Origin of the sequence: Gelidibacter salicanalis (assembly GCF_016469035.1) — a bacterium.
In the GTDB taxonomy this organism is placed as follows: Bacteria; Bacteroidota; Bacteroidia; order Flavobacteriales; family Flavobacteriaceae; genus Gelidibacter; species Gelidibacter salicanalis_A.
The window spans coordinates 371,679-392,014 of the sequence record NZ_JAEHJZ010000004.1; the positions used below are offsets into that span (position 1 = coordinate 371,679).

Genomic DNA, 20,336 nt, shown 5'->3' on the forward strand with positions numbered 1-20,336 from the left:
TACACCATGGAATACTACAACTACATAAAATCCCTACATCTTATTTTTGTCATTACGTGGTTTGCTGGACTGTTCTACATTCCGAGATTATTTGTATACCAAATTGAAGCCTCCCAAAAACCATCTCCGGACAGGGAAATTTTAGGAGATCAACTCAAATTGATGGCCAAACGTTTATGGAATATCATTACGTGGCCGTCCGCAATTCTAGCCACTATTTTTGCCGTTTGGTTAATTATTTTAATGCCAGCATGGTTGCACCAGGGTTGGATGCATGTAAAATTACTGTTTGTGGTACTATTGATTATTTATCATTTAAAAACCCATCAGTATTACAATCAACTTCAGCGTGGAGAGGTTAAAAAAACCTCCAATTTTATGCGACTTTGGAACGAGGGAGCCACATTTATTCTATTTTCAGTAGTCTTTCTTGTCATCCTTAAAAATTCAATCAATTGGATATTTGGAGTGGTTGGCATCATTGTATTAGGCGTGCTGATAATGTTGGGTTTTAAGATTTACAAAAACATACGCGCAAAAAATCCAAATGCCTAATATTTAAAATGCCCTGTTTTGAGTGATTCAACCTCCTAATGGGAATTTGGTGTTTTAAATGGTGAACATTCCCAAAGGAGTGATTTGGTGTGATTATTGCTATATTTATCCTGCTACAATTTTTTAAATGAAACTCAGACGACTTTCCTTACGTGTACGTATCTTTTTTGCAATGATTTTGTTGGTGCTTATTGCCTCAGTCCTTATTGCCGCCGTAACAATTTATCAGTACAATGAAGAGGCACAAGATTACCATCGGGATCGTTTGGAGCGGAAGGAAGATAATATTAAACGCCATATTGATTTTGTTATTAGGGAAACAACCTGGGAGGTGAAAACTGAAAATATCCGGTTGATTTTTATGAATGAGATTTATAAAATTGCGGATATCCATCACTTGCAAGTGAACCTGTTCGATCTTGAAGGTGGATTAATTAAATCTTCAAAGTCCAGTATTGAAGGTGATACCATTGCAAAATGTTTAAATGCAGATATTTTAAATGGTCTTTCCAACACGGCACAACATCGCTATGTGGAAAAAACAGTGCTTAACAACCAAACATTTCAATCGTCTTATACCTATATCACGGATAAAAAATTTAAACCCATAGCAATTCTGAATTTGCCATATTTGGAAAATGATGAATTTCTAAATAAGGAATTACGAGAGTTTTTGGAGCGCTTAGGCTATGCCTATTTAGTGATGCTCGTTTTGGCAATTTTATTGGCCTATTTTCTTTCTAAATACATTACTAAGTCGCTGAAGACCATTAGTGATAAAATAAAGGAGACAAGACTCGGAAAACAGAATAAACGCATTGAGATTGCATCGTCAAGCGAAGAAATTGCTACGTTGGTAAATTCTTATAATAGCATGATTGATGAATTGCAAGAAAGTGCCGTAAAATTAGCAACTTCAGAACGGGAGCAGGCTTGGCGTGAGATGGCGAAACAAGTGGCCCATGAAATTAAAAATCCGCTGACACCAATGCGTTTAAGCGTACAAAGTTTTCAGCGCAAATTTGATCATGGTGATCCTGAAATCTATCACAAAGTAGATGAATACAGCCAAACACTCATTCAACAAATAGATACCATGAGTTCTATTGCCTCGGCGTTTTCAAATTTTGCCAAGATGCCCGCACAGCAAAATGAAACACTCAATGTGGTTCAAATTGTAAAGTTGGCTTTAGATATCTTTAGTGAAGATTACATTGTTTTTATTGCCGATGAAAAGGAGATTATTGTGCAATTGGACCGTACACAATTGATACGGGTGGTAACCAACTTGGTTAAAAATGCCACGCAGGCCATTTCAGGGGATAATGACCCTAAAGTGGTGGTGAGCGTTATGTCTGAAGATCATTTGGTAAAAATTGCGGTATCAGATAATGGAAAAGGGATTTCCGAAGAAAACATTCCGAGAATTTTTGAGCCTAAGTTTACCACAAAATCCAGCGGGATGGGGCTTGGATTGGCGATGGTCAAAAATATAGTGGAAACCTACAAAGGAACAATTACCTTTACTTCCCAACAAGGCAAAGGAACCACTTTTACCGTAACGTTTCCAAAGCAATAAATAGTGCTGCTAAGCAGGAATCTTACCAAATATTGCTTAATTTTCAATTTCTGTAACTTCGGGTAATTCTCTACACACAAATTGATGTAGTTATAAGGGCCAACTTGTAGGAGTCAGATTCAAAAATTTAAAACTTAATTATGTCTTACGAAAACATTCTATCCAAAACTAAGGGCGGTATTACAACCATTACAATTAACCGTCCGAATAAGTTAAATGCTTTAAACAAAGCTACTATTAATGAGCTTAATCAAGCTATTAAAGTGGCTAACAAGGACAAGAGCACCAAGGTGATTATCATCACCGGAAGTGGCGAAAAAGCCTTTGTTGCTGGTGCTGATATTAGTGAATTTGCCGATTTTGATGTGGAAAATGGTGGCAAACTTGCGGCCAAAGGTCAAGAGTTGCTATTTGATTATGTGGAGAATTTATCAACGCCTGTTATTGCAGCGGTTAACGGATTTGCCCTTGGTGGTGGACTCGAATTGGCAATGGCCTGTCATTTCAGAGTGGCGAGCGATAACGCTAAAATGGGCTTACCAGAAACGTCATTAGGTGTCATTCCCGGCTATGGTGGGACCCAGCGCTTACCGCAATTGGTAGGTAAAGGCCGTGCCATGGAAATGGTGATGACAGCAGGGATGATTGATGCGGAGACTGCAAACATTTACGGTTTGGTCAATCATGTAACCACTCAGGAAGAGCTGATGCCGTTATGTGAGAAGATTGCAGGCAAGATTATGCGTAATTCTACAGTAGCTATTAAAGGCGCTATCAAAGCGATTAACGCTAATTATAAGGATGGTGTTGATGGTTATAAAGTAGAAATCAAACAATTTGGGAAATGCTTCGGTACTGAAGATTTCACGGAAGGCACCACGGCGTTTCTAGAAAAGCGTAAGGCTGATTTTCCGGGGAAGTAGAACACGGATGACACTGATTGGGCTGATTTTCTCTGATTTATTTTAGATAAGTATCCTTTCATTTGCTTTGCTGTCAGGCTGTATAGAATCATCTATTATCATGAAAAATCCGCGTCACCTGCCCTGCCGATTAAGGCGGGCCAGCGTTCTAGAATGCTAAAAGTCTTGTAGAACGCAGAGTACACAGATTGAGCTGATTTTTACAGATCATTTGAGGTTTATAAAAATAAAAAAATGCGAGCTAAATAATAGTTCGCATTTTTCATTTTAAGTCTAAATTCTCACTTCTAAAGCGAAGCGGTCTTAATACTATTTATAATTTTCCACCAACAATGGTCAATTCGTCAACAATATGTTTAGCGTTAGAATATTTGTCGATCAACCAAAGTACGTATCTGATGTCAACATTGATGGTGCGTTGCAAATCGCTGTCAAAAATAACATCGCCAGCCATAGCTTCAATGTTACCGTCAAAAGCTAAACCAATCAATTCACCTTTTCCATTGATTACAGGAGATCCTGAATTACCACCAGTAATATCATTGTCTGATAAAAAATTTACTGAAAGTTCGCCTTTTTCATTGGCATAACGTCCGTAATCTTTTTTCTCATAAATGTCTAACATGTCTTGTGGCAAATCAAATTCGTCATCATTTGGAACGTATTTAGCAACCATTCCTTTTAATGTAGTGTAATTGTTTACGGCCGCATCATTTCTATCATCAGCAGGTAGCGCTCTCACCTTTCCGTAGCTTAAACGCAAGGTAGAGTTGGCATCAGGATATTGAATGTTGCTCAATCCTGACGCGCGTAATCCAGCTACCATCTTTCTGAAAGCTGCTTGATAGTCATTTTCTGGTTGTACCAAGTTTTCTGGTTGCTCTCTGTATTTAGTCAATAATTGACCTGATAATTTGTACAACTCATCATTTTCCAATGTTGAAACGTCAGGATTCTCTAAGAAGGCTTGTACGCTTTCCTTAGAAGTGAAAATGCTGGCATCAAAAATAGAATCTACAAAAGTTGTAAAATCCTTTGTGTTTTTATCAGCGATCTCTTTTACCATTTCTGGAAGAGGATAGTTGCTTTTAGATGCATATAAATTCAATTGCTTTGCAAGGATTTCTTTTTCTAAAGGCATATGAAAGTCTTTAAAGGAAGCATCGATAAAAGGCTGTAATTTAGGCAGCATGTTTTCACGTGCAGCTTCATTAGACTCAGCATATTGTTTTAAGGCACTACCTAATCTTGAAGGTAATACCGCAAATTTACTCGCACGTAAAATTCCAGTTAAGTAATTATCGTGTTGTGCTTTTTCATTCGTCAATTTATAATAAGCGTTGATATCAGAAATGACGTTGCCATACTCCGCTTTGTTTTCTTTTTTATTCGCCCATTTATTAAAAGCGTCTTCAACTTTAGTTTTGGTTGCAACCGTTTTATGATCAGTTAAGGCATCAATCATACCACCACGATTTTTCCAATAGTTGGCGATACTAGCGTAAGATGACGCATACTTTAAGTTGATGGCTTCATCACTATCCATGTACTTTTTCATCACATCCATGCTCAATTTTGAACCTTCAACCCAAGCAGGATATGCAAATTTTACGTTTTGTTCTACACCTTGTGCAGGCATCCAACGGTTCGTTCTTCCTGGGTATCCTAAAATCATTGCAAAATCATTTTCCTTCACGCCATCCAAACTTACAGGAAGGTGATATTTAGATTTTAACGGTACATTTTCAGTGGAGTACTCTGCAGGATTTCCATCTTGGTCAGCGTAGACTCTGAATAATGAAAAGTCGCCCGTATGTCTTGGCCACTCCCAGTTATCAGTATCTCCACCGTATTTCCCAACACTTTCAGGAGGTGTTCCCACCAAACGGACATCTTTGTAATCTTCATATACGAAGTAGTAGAATTCATTGCCTTGGTAGAATGAGCGTACAGAAACGGTATATTTTCCGCCTTCATTGTTTTCTTTTTCAATTTTGGAAATTTCTCTGTTAATAGCAGCTTCGCGGTCTTTTTCAGACATTGTAGCATCAACTTGTGATAAAATACGTTCTGAAACATCATCCATTCTTACAAAGAATCTGACAAATAAGCTTTCTGGCTTTAATTCAGCATCTAAAGATTTAGCCCAATAGCCATCCTTAAGATGATTTCTGTCTGCCGATGATAATTCCGCAATAGCGTTGTAACCACAATGATGGTTGGTTAATACCAAACCACTATCAGAAACTATACTTGCGGTACAGCCACCATTAAATTGAACAATAGCATCTTTTAAGCTTCGGTTATTGACGCTATAAATTTCTTCAGCAGTCAGTTGAAGTCCCATTTTCTGCATGTCTCTATGGTTAAGACGCTCAATATGCATCAAAAACCACATGCCTTCATCTGCTTTAATTGCTGATGAAAACGTCATCATAAAAATGGTGAGGGAGAGCAATAATTTTTTCATGTTATAAAATATTTGTGAGGGCTAAAATTATTGAATTTTTAGGGGTTTATGACGACTTTCAACTGTTAAAACAGTGTTATTTTTTATATAGTCGTTTAGTTCTTATGTGTTTGATAATAAGTAGTTAACTCTAGTTTCTACATTTTGTAGCCATCAAAACTACTGGATTGGCAGTATCTTTAGGGTCTCATCTAAACGATAGCAATCACTATAATTTATAAAAATGGATTCAAACCCAACCATAAAAGGTCGCGGCGCACAAATTAATGTACCCAATAAATTTTTTCAATTGAGTCATGAAATGCGGGATGATTTTTTGGAATATTGCGCCAAAGAAGGAGAAAATGCTGATAAAAATAGAACGCTCTATTTAGAAGTTTTTCCGAAAACTATCGTGAATAAAGTGGACAGTCCAGATGTGGGGATGGGCTATTCCATGAATATGTATCAAGGTTGTGAGCACGGATGCATTTATTGTTACGCAAGAAATACCCATGAGTTTTGGGGATACAGTGCTGGGCTTGATTTTGAGCGACGCATTTTGGTCAAAAAAGATGCACCAAAGTTGTTGGAACAGTTTATTAATAGAAAAAGCTGGCAGACACATCCTATTGTGATGTCCGGGAATACCGATTGTTACCAACCAGCCGAACAGGAATTTAAATTGACGCGCCAGTGTTTGGAAGTTTTTTTGAAATACAAACATCCCGTAGGGATTATTACAAAAAACGCAATGATTCTTAGAGATCTCGATTTGCTAAAGGCATTGGCCAGAGACAATTTAATTACGGTTAACCTGTCCATTACGTCACTGTCAGAAGAAACAAGGCGTGTGTTGGAACCGCGAACGGCAACCATCAAAAAACGATTGGAAACTGTGAAAATCCTCTCGGATAACGGTATTCCTGTTAATGTGATGATGGCACCCATTATCCCTTCTATCAATAGCCATGAAGTATTGCCATTGGCCAAAAGAGTGTCAGAAATGGGTGCGTTAAGTATGGGACATACCATTGTGCGACTCAACGGTGCTATTGGAGAAATTTTTACAGATTGGATTAATAAAACCATGCCGGATCGTGCCGACAAAGTCTTGCATCAAATTGCAAGTTGCCATGGTGGCAATTTGAACGATTCACGATATGGTACGCGGATGCGCGGCGAAGGTGAAATTGCCAATCAAATTAACGCCATGGTAAAATTGGCAAAGCTTAAATATTTTAAAGGAAAATCGATGCCTGAGCTAAATACCACGCTTCACGAACAGTTTAAGGATGGTCAATTGAAATTGTTTTGATTATTTTAAACCATCCCATTCCGCATAAAACTGCTCAAGAAACTGTTCCATGAATAGGTGTCTTTCAGCAGCGATTTGTCGTCCTGTTTTAGTATTCATTTTATCTTTTAAAAGCAATAATTTTTCGTAAAAATGATTGAGCGTTGGAGCGTCGGAGGCCTTGTATTCTTCTTTGGTCATTGATAGGTTCGGCTTAATCTCCGGATCAAATAGCGGTCGGTTTTTAAAGCCGCCATAATTAAAGGTTCTGGCAATGCCAATGGCACCCAATGCATCTAATCTATCCGCATCTTGGATGACGTCAAGTTCTGCTGATTTGAAGTGTTGATCTTCATTTCCGCCCTTAAAGGAGATATTTTTTATGATGTTCACTACGTGTTCAATGATGGCGGAATCCACGTTAATTATCATTAAAAACTCCCGAGCCACATTTGGCCCAACCGTTTCATCGCCACTATGGAATTTGCTGTCCGCAATATCATGGAGAAGTGCCCCGAGTTGAACTACAAAGAGATCAACTTGTTCCGTTTTGGCTATAAGCAACGCATTGTTCAGTACCCTTTGGATGTGGAACCAATCGTGTCCACCTTCTGCTTTTTCAAGTTGGGATTTGACGAAGGAGATGGTCCTTTCAATTTGATTTTGTTTGATTTTCATGTTGAATAGTAGAACGCTGATGACGCGGATTTTTATGATTGGCGCAGATTGTTTTAAATTATTGAGATTAGATGATTTAGATTAAGCATTAGATAATTGATGAGCTGAAACTCGTGTGCTTCTCAAAGTAACTCATCTGCTTTAATTTCTATAATCAGTAGTTTCTGAATGTTTATAACTGTTAATCAATTAACATTATAGAGAACTAAAAAATCAGTTAAAATCAGCTAAATCCGCGTTACCTGCCCTGCCGACTAAGGGGGGTCTGCGTTCAACAATATATCTAAAATTTATTCGAAAATATTTTCCGTTTTATTTGAGGCGTTTTCCCAAAATTTAGCAGCAGTCCAACCTCAATTTCTGTGGCTTTGAGATAGTTTATAAGCTGAAATTCGTGTGCTTCGCACAAAGATTCGGCAGCTTTAATTTCAATAATGACAGCTTCTGAAACAATAAGATCAGCATAGTATTCTCCAACTATTTGTTGTTTATAAAGCACATTGATTTGTTTTTGCCGTTCTACAGAAAGACCCAAACTTCTTAATTCAATGAACATTGCTTTTTCATAGACTTTCTCCAAAAACCCATAGCCTAATTGATTATATACAGTGTAGAAACATTTCAAAATAAGATCCGTAGTTTCTGAATGTTTATAATTGTCCATCAATTAAATGTAATAGGAAACAAAAAAATCAGTGCAAATCTGCTAAATCCGTGTTATCAGCGTTCAGCAATTTAAAATTAAATCCGTAGTTTCTGAATGTTTATAATTGTCCATCAATAAGCCATACTAAGAAAAAATCAGTGCAAATCTGCTAAATCTGTTAAATCAGCGTTCCATCCTATTTAAGTCGCGCCGGTTCTACCCATTTAAACTGATAAGAATTTTCAGGAATTTTCATGCGGTCAGCCAAACGTTTCATACGATCTGGAAGTTTCATGAGATAGTCTCTAGCTTTCTCGGCATCATCAGATAGATTTTTGATATTACCAATTTCCCAACGCTTGATTAGTTTTTCCAAGATGTCCACATAATCTGCTGAGGTGTACACCCCAATACGCTGTGCAGTATTTGAAAATTCTTCAAAGGCAGTGCCTATTTGGTCGCCAGACTCTCTTAAGAAATGTGCAGGCATGGTGATTTTTTGCTTCATCATGGTTTGAAAAGCAATCATCATTTGACTCGGGTCTACCGCAAAAATGCGTTCCACAAATTCTGCATAGGCGTGGTGGTGACGCATCTCATCACCAGCAATAATGTTACACATCTTAAAGAGCGATTTATTGCCTTTTTCCTTAGCAATTTTCGCTACTCGATTATGGGAAACATACGTCGCTAATTCTTGAAAACTGGTGTATATAAAGTTTTTATAAGGATCTCTGTCCGTGCCAATATCAAAACCATCGGCAATTAAATGCTGGGTAGTCTTTTCAATTTCTTTCATATTGACGCGGCCTGATAAGTAGAGGTATTTATTGAGGACATCACCATGTCTGTTCTCTTCGGCAGTCCAATGGCGCACCCATTTACCCCACGAATTTCGTCCTACCTGATCTACGCCTTCCACATCCATTAACCACGATTCGTAGGTTGGCAAGGCTTCTTCCGTAATCATATCGCCAACTAAAACCACCCAAAAATCATAAGGGAGTTCTTTAGACAATTCGCGTATTTCCCTTACCTCTTCATAAAATCGGTCACTTTCAGAATTTGGCAAAAAATCGGTGGGTTGCCAAATTTGTTCGGCAGGGATTAAATATTTTTGAATGAGTGATTCGACGTCTTTTTCCAGATGTTGCATCACTTCCAATCTTACATTCTTTTGAGACATAACGCTGTAATTTAGGGATGAATATTTGAAGAAATCGTCTGTTCAACAGTCCTGATTAATTCTTCTTTATCTACAAAGGTAGCAATTTTGAGAGGTCGATGTACCGTGAATTTCAAATGATTTCCGATACCCATAGGAAATTTACCATAGCGCAACATCTTCCATGAATTATTGATACTGATAGGCACAACGAGGGCTGACGGGGCTTTTTTTATCATAACCTCCAATCCTTTTGTTTGAAAAGGTTTTGGAACACCGGTTTTACTTCGTGTACCTTCAGGAAAAATAACTGCGGCACGTTTGGTGCTTTCAATGTACTCACCAAATTTCATAATGGCCGGCAAAGCTTGTCTCGGATTCTTACGATCAATCAAAACGGAGCCACCATGACGCAAGTTATAGGAAACACTTGGGATGCCCTTGCCCAATTCTTTTTTTGCGATAAACTTAGGGTGGTGTTTGCGCATGTACCACATTATGGGCGAAATATCGTACATGCTCTGATGGTTTGCTACAATAATGAGTGGTTGATCAGTGGGGATGTCATGCGGATTGGTAAATGTGAAGCGCGTGCCTAAAACATTAAGACAGCGGATTAAAAAAAACTGCAACCAATCTACGCTAATCTTATGTGCCTTATATCCAAACACATTGAAGCAGATCCATTGAATAGGGTGGAATACTATTAATGTGATTCCAAAACAGATGAGATACAAAACCGTTAGGGGGTAAGCCAATATTTTTCGCATCCTACAAAATTAATAAAAAGTCAGGCTACAAACCTACTAATAAATGGCAATGCATGTATTGTTTTTACATTCTAACCTCTGCGGTGGAACTACAAAGGCACAATCTGAAATTCGACCACATTCTGAATTAAGCATTTTTTCCAATTGATTGTAGGTATCAACTAAGTTGGTCAATTTTAAAGTATCAATAGAGGTGGAATAAACTAAATAGCTCCACGGTCCGCCACAAGGTTTGCTCCCAAAAGCTATATAAAGACATTCAAAATTTCCATTACATACTGAGGCACCTGCCAAATCTTGAATCGTAGTTTTCATCTCGCTCAGTTTAGAACTGTGGTCTTCACAGCTCAGGGTCTCTTGGTCATCACATTTGGAGGTCGTAAATAGTATAAAAATGCAACTTAAACTTAAAAGGAGTGTAGAAGTTTTCATAGTCTTTTAATAATATAGATGCGATTCTTTCAATAGGTTGCGTATCAAATGCAAAAACCACGGAACAGTTCCCGTGGTTTTTTAAAAATTTAAGAATACACCTTTAAGGTTTTTCTATTAGCAATTTGCGTTATAAGCATCCATAAGGTTTTCTGCAATTAACTCAGCAGGTCTGCCTTCAATATGATGACGCTCTAACATGTGTACCAATTCGCCATCTTTAAACAAGGCCATACATGGTGAACTTGGAGGAAACGGCACCATATGTTCTCTTGCTTTGTCAACGGCTTCTTTGTCCACACCTGCGAAAACGGTAACAATATGATCAGGACGTTTGGCGTTTTGTAAACTCATTCGTGCTCCTGGGCGTGCATTTGCTGCAGCACATCCACACACTGAATTCACAACTATTAAGGTTGTGCCTTCTTTTGCCAAGGCTGAATCAACGTCTTGAGCGGTGTGTAATTCTTCAAATCCAACTTTGGTCAAGTCTTCTCGCATTGGTTTTACTAATTCTGCTGGATACATATATTTTAATTTTTCAAGATTAATAATAGACCTCGATACTTCGAGACTGCAAAGATACGGAAAAAACTTCTTCTGGTTGCAGTTCTTGGTAGTGAGATTGAATGCCACCATTTGTCATTTCTATCTAAAATTCAATGGGAATTGTCAACTAAAAAGCTTGAACTATAGTATATTTGAAGTTCAAAAAATTAAAAATTACAGATGAATTTTTCAAAATGGATAGGTGCAGGTTTAGGATGGTCTTTTGGAGGCCCTATTGGTGCTATAATTGGAATGGTTTTAGGGAGTATTATCGATTCTATTTCAGGTAATGGCACCCCACTTTTAGGCGATTGGCAGACCGATCAAAAAAAACGACCTTCTTACAAATCTCAACCTCAGGCACGACCGCAGACACAGCCAGGAGATTTTGAAGTGAGCTTACTAATATTGGCTTCTGTAGTCATCAAAGCTGATGGCCACCAAGATCAACGGGAATTAGATTATGTACGCCAACAATTTGTAGGTATGTACGGACAGGAACGCGCCAACCACGCCTTTAAATTGTTTAAGGGCATTAATCAACAGCACATTCCCGTGCGGCAAGTGTGCATGCAAATACAACGGATGATGGATCATGCGTCTCGCTTACAGTTACTGCACTTTCTATTTGGCATTGCCAAGGCCGATGGTATGGTGACGGATAGTGAAGTACGCCAAATTTATACCATTTCAGGATATTTAGGCATTAGCTCTCGCGATTTTGAAAGCATTAAAGCGATGTTCTACAACAGTAGTGACAACGCTTATAAAATTCTGGAAATCACGAAAGACGCCACTAACGATGACATCAAAGCTGCCTACAGAAAAATGGCTAAGAAGTACCATCCAGATCGTGTGATTCATTTGGGAGATGAGCATCAAAAAGGTGCTGTAGACAAATTCCGTCAGGTACAAGAGGCTTATGAAAAACTGCAAAAGGAACGTCGGTTTTAAGTAAGGAATAGCGCAATAAAAGATTTAGAAGACTTTACAGCTTAATTCATCTCGTGCCGTTAAATTAATCAAATATTTACTAATTTAGAGGTATATAAAACTACATCATGCGTTTCGATTTAATAAATTGAAAGGATGTTATAAAACGCTACAACATGCAACTTATTCTTAAGTCTTATATTTTAAAATTAAAGCACACGTTTACCATTTCAAGGGAATCGCGTGACGAACAGCCCTCTCTGATTGTCCAATTAAGAGAGGACGGGTTTTCAGGGTATGGTGAAGCAACTTCAAATCCATATTATAACGTCAGCATTAAAGGTATGATGCAGGATTTAGAGCAATTAGAACCCCTTATTGCAGATTCGTCAGGAATGCCCCCTGAAGAATTTTGGGAGAAAATGGCCTCACAATTGCCAAATAATAAGTTTGCCTTATGTGCATTGGATTTAGCTTATAATGATTTGTACGCCAGAAAAGAAGGTAAAAAATTATATGAGCTCTGGAATTATGAGATTGACAATAATCCACTTTCTGATTATACGATCGGGATTGATACCATTGAGAAAATGGTGTCTAAAATGGAAGAAATGCCATGGCCTATTTATAAAATTAAATTAGGTTCTGATCGGGATATAGAGATTGTAAAAGAATTGCGAAAGCACACCGATGCTGTATTTAGAGTGGATGCCAATTGCGGATGGACGGCAGATGAAACCATAGCCAATGCCATTGCGCTTAAGGAATTGGGCGTAGAATTTATTGAGCAGCCTTTGCCAGCAGATGATTGGGAGGGTCATAAAAAAGTTTTCCAAAACTCCGTATTGCCAATAGTTGCCGACGAAAGTTGCCAGGTAGAAGCAGATGTTGATAAATGTTACCAACACTTCCATGGGGTCAATGTTAAATTGACCAAATGTGGCGGATTGACGCCAGCACGACGCATGTTGGTAAAAGCCCGACAATTGGAAATGAAAACTATGGTTGGTTGTATGACGGAATCAACCGTAGGTATTTCAGCCATTGCCCATTTGCTGCCCTTGTTGGATTATGTAGATATGGATGGCGCGTTATTGTTAGGAGAAGATATTGCTACCGGGGTAAGCCTAGAAGATGGTAAGGTAATTTATAGCGATTTGAATGGTACCGGTGTTACTTTAACCGCTTAAGTTAATGACTATTGAACACTTTCCGGATAGGACTATTTCTGTTGCAGGAGAAACCTATCTGTATTTTGGCGGTACTTCCTATTTGGGGATGGCCACCAATCCAGAATTTCAAAATCTACTTTGTGATAGCATAAAAATATGGGGTACAGCCTACGGAAGTTCCAGAAATGCCAATATTAAATTGAGCATTTACAAAAAGGCAGAAGATGTATTAGCTAAGATTATTGGGGCTGACGCCGCACTTACGGTATCTTCAGGCACCTTGGCGGGAAAAATTGTGATTGATTACTTGTCAAAAGATCATCGGAAATTTTACCACTACCCAAAAACGCATCCTGCCATTTTAAAATCTTCTAGTGTACCCTTATTTGTTGAGGGAGCGTTGCATCCTGATTTGACTGATACCGTTGAGGAAGCCATCGTGGTAACTGCTGATGCGTTATTGTCGTTAGCTGTAGAACCTACCAATTTTGATTTTCTGAACGCCATTTCGCCGAGCAAACGGGTCACTTTGTTGCTTGATGAATCCCATAGTTTAGGTGTTGTGGGATCGCGCGGCGATGGTGTTTTTAAAACCGTTAATTATCCACGGCTTGTTCAAAAAATAATGATCAGCTCCTTAACCAAGGCTTATAGTTGTTCTGGAGGCGTGATTGCGGGGAATCAACAACTTATCAATACCATTAAGAATGATGCTGTATTTATATCTGCTGCGGGGATGAATCCTATTTTTTTGCAAACCTTTGTAGAGGCTCAAGAATTACTGCAAGACCAACTTCAAAAGTTAAGGGCTAATCTTCAGTTTTTATTTGGGGATACAAACTTGCCCAGCAATTTTATTTATGATGCAGATTATCCCGTGATTTATTCTTCTAGCGAGGGTATTTTCGACTATTTAAAATCGAAAGGCATCATCATTACTAATTTTAAGTATCCCAATTATGACATGCTGATGAATCGGATCGTGATTACGGCAAACCATACAAAGCAGGATATTAAGCAGCTCAAATCTGCTTTATTGGCGTTTCAATAAAAAACGCACTGAAGTTTAAGATGACAATCCAAAAGTTTCAGATTAAATCATCCTGAACGCTAAGAATTCTAACTTTTTTAAGAATTGGTTATGGGTTTGTAAATTTATAATCTAACTTTAAAATTCCTTAATCCTTTATTTCATTGTCATATGATCACCGCTTCTAAGTATTCAAAAAAATTAACGTTTGTTGGCCGTTTGAGTCTTATGATGCTCATGTCATTAGTCCTTGTTAATTGCAAATCCTCAAAAATTTCAAAACATCTCAATAAAACCTTGGACTCCAGTTTTTATGAGAACCAGTTTACGGGACTCATGGTCTATAATCCGAGAACTAAGGACACGGTTTATAATTATAATGCAAACCGATATTTTACACCTGCCAGCAATACGAAAATTTTCACCCTATATACTGCATTACAATATTTGCCTGCCGAAATTCCTGCCTTGAAGTACGCCCTTGCTCAGGATACCTTGATTGTGAAAGGCACGGGAGACCCTACTTTTCTACATCCGTATTTTAAAGATAGTACCGCCCTCAACTTCTTCAGGTCGTTTAAAGCCGTAAAACTTGTGATCGATAATTATGACAATGAGAAATTTGGTCCTGGTTGGGCTTGGGAAGATTATGATATGTATTATAGTCCAGAACGGAGTGCGTTTCCTATGTATGGCAATGTCGCTACGATTTCTAATACTGGACAATTAAAGACCTACCCAGAATTTTTAAAAGGAAAAACTTCCTATTCAGATTTAAATGGCCGTCGGGATTTTAACACCAATACATTCTTTTACAAAGTCACAAGAAAAGATACTATTGAAGTGCCATTTGTGGTCGATTCAACGCTGGTAAAACAACTTTGGGATGATCTGATTCCGGGGAAGGTTGAAAATATCCCGAATACCACTATAAAAACAGATCAAATCCTCTATAGTGTCGCTTCTGACAGTGTGTATAAACGCATGATGCAAGTAAGCGATAACTTTATAGCCGAACAATTGTTGATTTTAGCCTCATCCACAGTTTCTGATACCTTGGATGCGGATAGTGTAAGAAAATCAATTCTGGATAATCAATTGAACGATTTAAAACAAAAACCGTATTGGGTAGATGGCTCAGGCCTGAGTCGTTACAACCTCTTTACGCCCTTGTCTTTTGTGCAGGTTTTAGAGAAGCTTTATACGGAGATTCCACATGAGCGATTGTTCAATTTCTTTCCCGTGGGAGGTAAAAGTGGCACTATTAAAGCGTGGTACGCTGGTGAAACAACACCGTATGTCTATGCAAAAACCGGCACCGTGGGCAACGTGCATTGTTTAAGTGGTTATTTGCTCACCAATTCTGGCGAGGTCTTGATTTTTAGTTTTATGAACAATAATTACAGAACCTCAACTTCAAAAATTAAAGAGCAGATGCAAACCGTGCTTGAATATTTACGAGATACTTACTAAAACACTTATTTACCGTAGAAAATAGCATTTCTGAAATTGCTTTGTTGCGTCTGTAGATTGATTAAAAATCCGTTGACTACGGCATAATCCACACTGCCATTTTTTTGGAGTACAAAATTGGGGTTGTTGCCAATATTCACGTAAAATCCAGGAACTTTTTGATCCTTGTCCAAAATATTAATAGGTAAGGTCACAGCTTTTTCTTTTGTTGAAAAGTCAGCGACGCGCACGTACGTATATCCCGATTTAAGCAGGCTGTAGATGTCCATCTTTTGAAGCTCCTTTAACGATGGAATGATGTCAGGATAGACTTTCCCTTCAATCAGCCTATATCCTGTGGCATCTACAGTTTCATAGCCATAAAAGGTTGAGAGATCTCCTTTTTCTACAATGCTGCCCACATTATAAAAATCTTCATGGTCTTTATCTTGGACTTCCAAATGGTTGATTCCAATATCTAGAAGATAATCCTTTCCTAACAGTTTATGGGTGAAGCGTTCTATTTTAAGATCGAATAATTTACGGTCATTCTGCGGAATCTTCTCGTAATCTTCAATCGGAATATTTTTGTAATCGCCATTGGCAATGGTATAGCAGGCGGATAAAATGGATACAAAATTGAGCTTTCTAATTTCCTGTTTTTCAACATCATTTTTATAACCACCGGACTCGATTAAAATGGCACTCGTTCCCCATTTTTGGATATTGTCTCCAAAAGCACGTGGCTCAAAATCGTCATTATAACGACCCACTTGACCCGGCGCATATTTTTGGATAATATTGTTCATAAACACGATCACTTTCATAGCGTTAGCACGTACCTCATTGATGTCTTTCTCGTAATTGTAGGCAGGTGCCAAATACGAAATGGTTGCTGGTTTAGGTGTGCGCTCCGCATTGTAATAGGTGCTTTGGTCGTGAAGATTGAAGCCGAAATCAGCATCCAAACTGTCTCTGATGCGTTTTAAAATTTGGCCTTCCGGCGATTGTAACATGAGAGCATCTCTGTTGATGTCAATCCCTAAAGTATTCCGTCTTGTAAACACTTCAGCACCGTCAGGATTCAACATCGGCAGAAAGTGAAGCGTCAATTTGCTCAACAAGGCTTCTTTTTCCGACTTGAAATCAGGGCTGTTCAAAAAATTAAAGATGTCGAAAATAGCTTGGGTGGCGGTAGGTTCATCGCCATGCATCTGCGACCATAAGAACACACTGGTGTCGCCCGTACCAATGCTTATTAAACTGATGCTTTTCCCTTTAATACTTTCACCCACCTTTTGAACGGTGTAGGCAGGCTTGTTTTTTAGGTTGTTGATGAGCGGCTGAATCTCATCATGCTTCATCCGACGTTTCTCTAAACTCGGTTCTTTGTATTTAGAATAACTATCGTAAAGACTAGTAGTCATATCTTTTTCTTGCGCCGTTATTGTGAACGACAACACAGCAATGACTATGGAGAGAATGTATTTCATAATTACTGAATAGTTTTAACAGGTGCTGATTTTAAATTTAATTTTCGAGTGCCTTTTTTAACCGCCTTCATGAAGTCTTCTCCTGGATCCGTTTTTTGTGTTCTGTAACCTTCATCGACTTCCAACCATAAGTCATGGCCTTCAAAATTAGTATATTCATAATGTCCAATCAAGTACTCAATAGGGTATTTTTCAGCCAAATACTTCACCAACCAAATGTTGGCTTTAATTTGTGCCTTGGTTAATGGCACGCCTTCTGTGCCGCCAACATTTTCAACCCCAATAGCCGTGTGGTTTAACCCGATAACGTGGCGCGCCATGGTGGTTTCTGGCATTAAGCGGTAAATGGTGCCATCTAAATCCACTAAAAACTGTGAAGACACATTTAAATCGCTGGCATTGACCAGATCAGGTCTGCTTGGTAAAGTGATCGGATGGAAGGCATTAAAGGATTTTTCAAGCGTTGGAATGGCCGTCCAGTGCAACACAATCATTCTGGGAGTAATTGTTGGCGTGTCTTGTTTCAATCCATACCGCGAAGACATGTACTCCTTAGTGAGTTCAATACGTTCGTCATTAAAGGTGATGGGTTTATCAACAATTGTTTTTGAAGTGCCACAGGCGGTAAGAACCACTAAACTGATGCAAAAAAGGAAATATTTCATGTGTTTATTTTTATTGTTTTTCAATGGACACATGCTGTTCGCTATTAATCATTTCCTCGGATGATAAAGCTTTTGGCATGCTCGTTTCATAATATAATTTTAGCTAGAAATCAAAGTTAGCGAAATTATTGCTTACAAAAGCGCGGATTTAGTTAGCCTCTAAACAAAAAGAAATCATCTTTCATATCTTCTATTTGGGCATCTTCATTGGTGATGATATAATCAATGGCTTGCGAGGTGAATTCATCGCCCTTTTCGGTAAGCGACACAATCTTTTTTTTAATCACAATCATATTGTTTTTTAGAGCCAAATCTAAAACAGTCTCACTTTTGACTTTTTGCCAATTGATGTGTTCATTGAGGTGATTAACGTGGCGTTCCCGTTCTTCACTATGATTTTTAAGATGTAGTAAAAAAGTCAGAAGCGATACCTCAATGCGTTGTTGCTTGTCACGATACATCACTGCAATAAGTCCTTTGCTAGGAGCAAATAGGTAGATTAGTAAAAAGACAACGCCTAGCATGGTAGTAATAGATCCTGCAATAGAAGCATCGAGCCAATGCGCCACCCAATAGCCGGAAATGGCACTAAAGACCCCGAAAAATACCGCGAGTCCGAGCATTTTCTTTAAATCTGTGGTCAGCAAATATGCACAAGCGGCCGGAGCGATCATCAATGCGACGACCAAAATGGCACCTACAGCATCAAACGCACCTACGGTGGTCACTGAAGAAACAGTCATAAGTCCGTAATGAATAATCAACGGCGAAAACCCGAGTGAGGCAGACAATCCAGGATCAAACGTACTGACTTTTAACTCTTTGAAAAACGCAATCAACAGTCCAATCGTAATCGTCAAAATAGTGCCAATCACCCACAATGATTTCGGTCCAATATCAGTACCGCCAACGCTTAGTCGATCAAATGGCGCAAAAGCTAATTCTCCCAACAATACCGCGTCAACGTCTAAATGCACATCGTTCGCATTTTTTGCAATCATGATGACGCCAATACTGAATAAAGCGGGAAACACTAAACCAATGGCAGTGTCTTCTTTTACCAAACCGGTTTTTTGAATACGTTCTACTAAAGCCACCGTAATGACACCCGTAAACGCGGCCAATAATATGAGCCACGGCGAGTTGAGGTCTTGCGTGATAAAAAACCCAACCACAATGCCCGGTAATATGGAATGACTTATGGCGTCACTGATCATGGCCATTTTACGAAGCACCAAAAAGGTTCCCGGAATAGCACAGGCGATGGCTACCAAACTTGCAATGACCTGTATTTCAAACTGGGCGCTATTCATGTGTTTTGATATTTTGGTTATATAAGTTAGCCGCGGTTTCAAAACCTTCTTCTGTTAAACTCCACATGGTACCATCTAAGGTCACATAATTTTTATCCACCAATTTTTGTAGAGTTTTCCGAGTAAAGCCCTGAAAATTATTTAGAATTTTGATGGTATGTGGATGAGAAATATCGTCGTGTGTTTCAGCAATATGGTACATAAATGACAACGTTTTTTGAAGTTCTAAATCTCTTCGATTGCTAATAAATCTAATTTGACGAAATAACAGTCCACGACTGGGTGAAAAAACAAACGAAAAGATCACAAACACTGATGCTACCAATACAATGACCGGACCAGTTGAGAGATTATCCTGACTGGCGCTGATTGCCGTTCCAAAAACACCTGAAAATGCACCAAAAATAGCGGCTAAAAATACCATGGTACTCAAACTGTTGGTCCACTGTCGTGCCGCTGCCGCAGGCGCCAATAACATAGCACTCATGAGAACAACGCCTACAGTCTGTAAGCCTAGAACAATGGCCAATACGATAAATGTGGTGATGAGAATATCAATAATTTTCGTATTGAAGCCAAGGGTTTTCGTGTAATCCGCGTCAAAAAGGAGGAGCTTGAATTCTTTCCAAAATAGTAACATGACCAAAACACAAATACCCGTAATGATGGCCATGAGCCACACGTCACTCTCTACAAGGGTAGCGGCTTGCCCGAAAAGATATTTGTCCAATCCCGCCTGATTGGCGTTCGGCTGCTTTTGAATGAAGGTGAGTAGGAGCATTCCAAATCCGAAAAACAAGGAAAGAATCAAGCCCAACGCCGTATCCGATTTTAAATGTGTTTTACTGATGATGCCCCTAATCCAGAATGTCCCTAGGAGTCCGCTCACTAAAGCACCAATCAATAACGTGTTACTGTCTTTAGCGCCAGTTATCAAAAATGCCAAGGCAATTCCGGGGAGAGCGGCATGCGAAATGGCATCGCCGAGTAGGCTTTGTTTTCGCAATACCGCGAAACTACCGAGCATACCGGTAACTGCTCCCAAGATGGCAGTGCCTAGGGTGATGGTGCGTAGTGTGTAATCACTGAACACTAAAGAAAAGTACTCTTGTAAGTTCATAATCTGTTCCTGTGTTGGCAGGAAATTTTTTTAGTTTTACTTTTTAATGGTTTCTAGTAAATAGGCAGAAGTTCAGGTTGTATTAACCCTTCCGTCTTTAAGCTTTTTCCGAAGC

At 38.8% G+C, this 20,336-nt stretch carries 19 protein-coding genes; 8 read left to right on the forward strand and 11 right to left on the reverse strand.

Annotated features, from left to right (window positions below):
- Window positions 1-6: 6 nt before the first annotated feature.
- From JEM65_RS03610 to JEM65_RS03620, 3 genes are all read left to right on the forward strand, one after another.
- The gene (locus JEM65_RS03610; protein ID WP_199597188.1) at window positions 7-555 is read left to right on the forward strand and encodes a CopD family protein; all 549 of its coding nucleotides are present in this window, start codon (window positions 7-9) and stop codon (window positions 553-555) included.
- 127 nt (window positions 556-682) lie between these two features.
- Window positions 683-2,134, forward strand: coding sequence for a sensor histidine kinase (locus JEM65_RS03615; RefSeq protein ID WP_199597189.1), 1,452 nt, complete (start codon window positions 683-685; stop codon window positions 2,132-2,134).
- Between the two features lie 140 nt (window positions 2,135-2,274).
- Window positions 2,275-3,057: an enoyl-CoA hydratase/isomerase family protein gene (locus JEM65_RS03620; RefSeq protein ID WP_199597190.1), complete on the forward strand. Its 783-nt coding sequence runs from the start codon at window positions 2,275-2,277 to the stop codon at window positions 3,055-3,057.
- A 313-nt stretch (window positions 3,058-3,370) separates the two neighbouring features.
- Here the strand turns inward: JEM65_RS03620 and JEM65_RS03625 are convergent, their stop codons facing one another.
- Entirely contained in the window at window positions 3,371-5,527 is a 2,157-nt protein-coding gene (locus tag JEM65_RS03625) for a S46 family peptidase (protein WP_199597191.1), read from the reverse strand.
- Between the two features lie 223 nt (window positions 5,528-5,750).
- Between JEM65_RS03625 and JEM65_RS03630 the strand changes: the two genes are divergently transcribed.
- Entirely contained in the window at window positions 5,751-6,824 is a 1,074-nt protein-coding gene (locus tag JEM65_RS03630; RefSeq protein ID WP_199597192.1) for a PA0069 family radical SAM protein, read from the forward strand.
- Here JEM65_RS03630 and JEM65_RS03635 read toward each other — a convergent pair whose 3' ends face one another.
- The 6 genes from JEM65_RS03635 to JEM65_RS03660 form a co-directional block, all read right to left on the reverse strand.
- A complete protein-coding gene (locus JEM65_RS03635; RefSeq protein ID WP_199597193.1) occupies window positions 6,825-7,481 on the reverse strand; it encodes an HD domain-containing protein in 657 nt (218 codons plus the stop codon).
- 283 nt (window positions 7,482-7,764) lie between these two features.
- Complete coding sequence (locus JEM65_RS03640; protein WP_199597194.1) at window positions 7,765-8,145, reverse strand: GxxExxY protein; 381 nt, start codon at window positions 8,143-8,145, stop codon at window positions 7,765-7,767.
- 178 nt (window positions 8,146-8,323) lie between these two features.
- Complete coding sequence (locus JEM65_RS03645; RefSeq protein WP_199597195.1) at window positions 8,324-9,313, reverse strand: acyl-ACP desaturase; 990 nt, start codon at window positions 9,311-9,313, stop codon at window positions 8,324-8,326.
- Window positions 9,314-9,324: 11 nt separating this feature from the next.
- The gene (locus JEM65_RS03650) at window positions 9,325-10,062 is read right to left on the reverse strand and encodes a lysophospholipid acyltransferase family protein (RefSeq protein WP_199597196.1); all 738 of its coding nucleotides are present in this window, start codon (window positions 10,060-10,062) and stop codon (window positions 9,325-9,327) included.
- A 36-nt stretch (window positions 10,063-10,098) separates the two neighbouring features.
- Window positions 10,099-10,377, reverse strand: a complete 279-nt coding sequence (locus tag JEM65_RS03655) for a hypothetical protein (protein WP_199597197.1) — start codon at window positions 10,375-10,377, stop codon at window positions 10,099-10,101.
- Window positions 10,378-10,611: 234 nt separating this feature from the next.
- Window positions 10,612-11,022, reverse strand: a complete 411-nt coding sequence (locus tag JEM65_RS03660) for a BrxA/BrxB family bacilliredoxin (RefSeq protein ID WP_199597198.1) — start codon at window positions 11,020-11,022, stop codon at window positions 10,612-10,614.
- A gap of 201 nt (window positions 11,023-11,223) precedes the next feature.
- On the opposite strand from JEM65_RS03660, the gene JEM65_RS03665 reads away from it, so the two are divergent.
- From JEM65_RS03665 to JEM65_RS03680, 4 genes are all read left to right on the forward strand, one after another.
- On the forward strand, window positions 11,224-11,997 hold the full coding sequence (locus JEM65_RS03665; protein ID WP_199597199.1) for a TerB family tellurite resistance protein: 774 nt from the start codon (window positions 11,224-11,226) through the stop codon (window positions 11,995-11,997).
- Window positions 11,998-12,152: 155 nt separating this feature from the next.
- Window positions 12,153-13,166, forward strand: a complete 1,014-nt coding sequence (locus tag JEM65_RS03670; protein ID WP_199597200.1) for a dipeptide epimerase — start codon at window positions 12,153-12,155, stop codon at window positions 13,164-13,166.
- A gap of 4 nt (window positions 13,167-13,170) precedes the next feature.
- Window positions 13,171-14,199 carry an aminotransferase class I/II-fold pyridoxal phosphate-dependent enzyme gene (locus JEM65_RS03675; protein ID WP_199597201.1) on the forward strand — a complete coding sequence of 343 codons (1,029 nt, stop codon included), beginning with the start codon at window positions 13,171-13,173 and terminating at the stop codon, window positions 14,197-14,199.
- Window positions 14,200-14,475: 276 nt separating this feature from the next.
- Complete coding sequence (locus JEM65_RS03680) at window positions 14,476-15,651, forward strand: D-alanyl-D-alanine carboxypeptidase/D-alanyl-D-alanine-endopeptidase (protein WP_233530506.1); 1,176 nt, start codon at window positions 14,476-14,478, stop codon at window positions 15,649-15,651.
- Window positions 15,652-15,656: 5 nt separating this feature from the next.
- On the opposite strand, the gene JEM65_RS03685 is transcribed toward JEM65_RS03680, so the two are convergent.
- The 4 genes from JEM65_RS03685 to JEM65_RS03700 all read right to left on the reverse strand — a co-directional run bounded on the left by JEM65_RS03685 (window position 15,657) and on the right by JEM65_RS03700 (window position 20,221).
- Complete coding sequence (locus tag JEM65_RS03685) at window positions 15,657-17,123, reverse strand: M14 family metallopeptidase (RefSeq protein ID WP_199597203.1); 1,467 nt, start codon at window positions 17,121-17,123, stop codon at window positions 15,657-15,659.
- 2 nt (window positions 17,124-17,125) lie between these two features.
- A complete protein-coding gene (locus JEM65_RS03690) occupies window positions 17,126-17,788 on the reverse strand; it encodes a peptidoglycan recognition protein family protein (protein WP_199597204.1) in 663 nt (220 codons plus the stop codon).
- 152 nt (window positions 17,789-17,940) lie between these two features.
- Window positions 17,941-19,101 (reverse strand): metal ABC transporter permease, encoded by a 1,161-nt coding sequence (locus tag JEM65_RS03695; protein ID WP_199597205.1) that lies wholly within the window; start codon window positions 19,099-19,101, stop codon window positions 17,941-17,943.
- Window positions 19,094-20,221, reverse strand: coding sequence for a metal ABC transporter permease (locus JEM65_RS03700; RefSeq protein WP_199597206.1), 1,128 nt, complete (start codon window positions 20,219-20,221; stop codon window positions 19,094-19,096). The genes JEM65_RS03695 and JEM65_RS03700 overlap by 8 nt, the downstream gene beginning before the upstream one ends.
- Window positions 20,222-20,336: the final 115 nt, after the last annotated feature.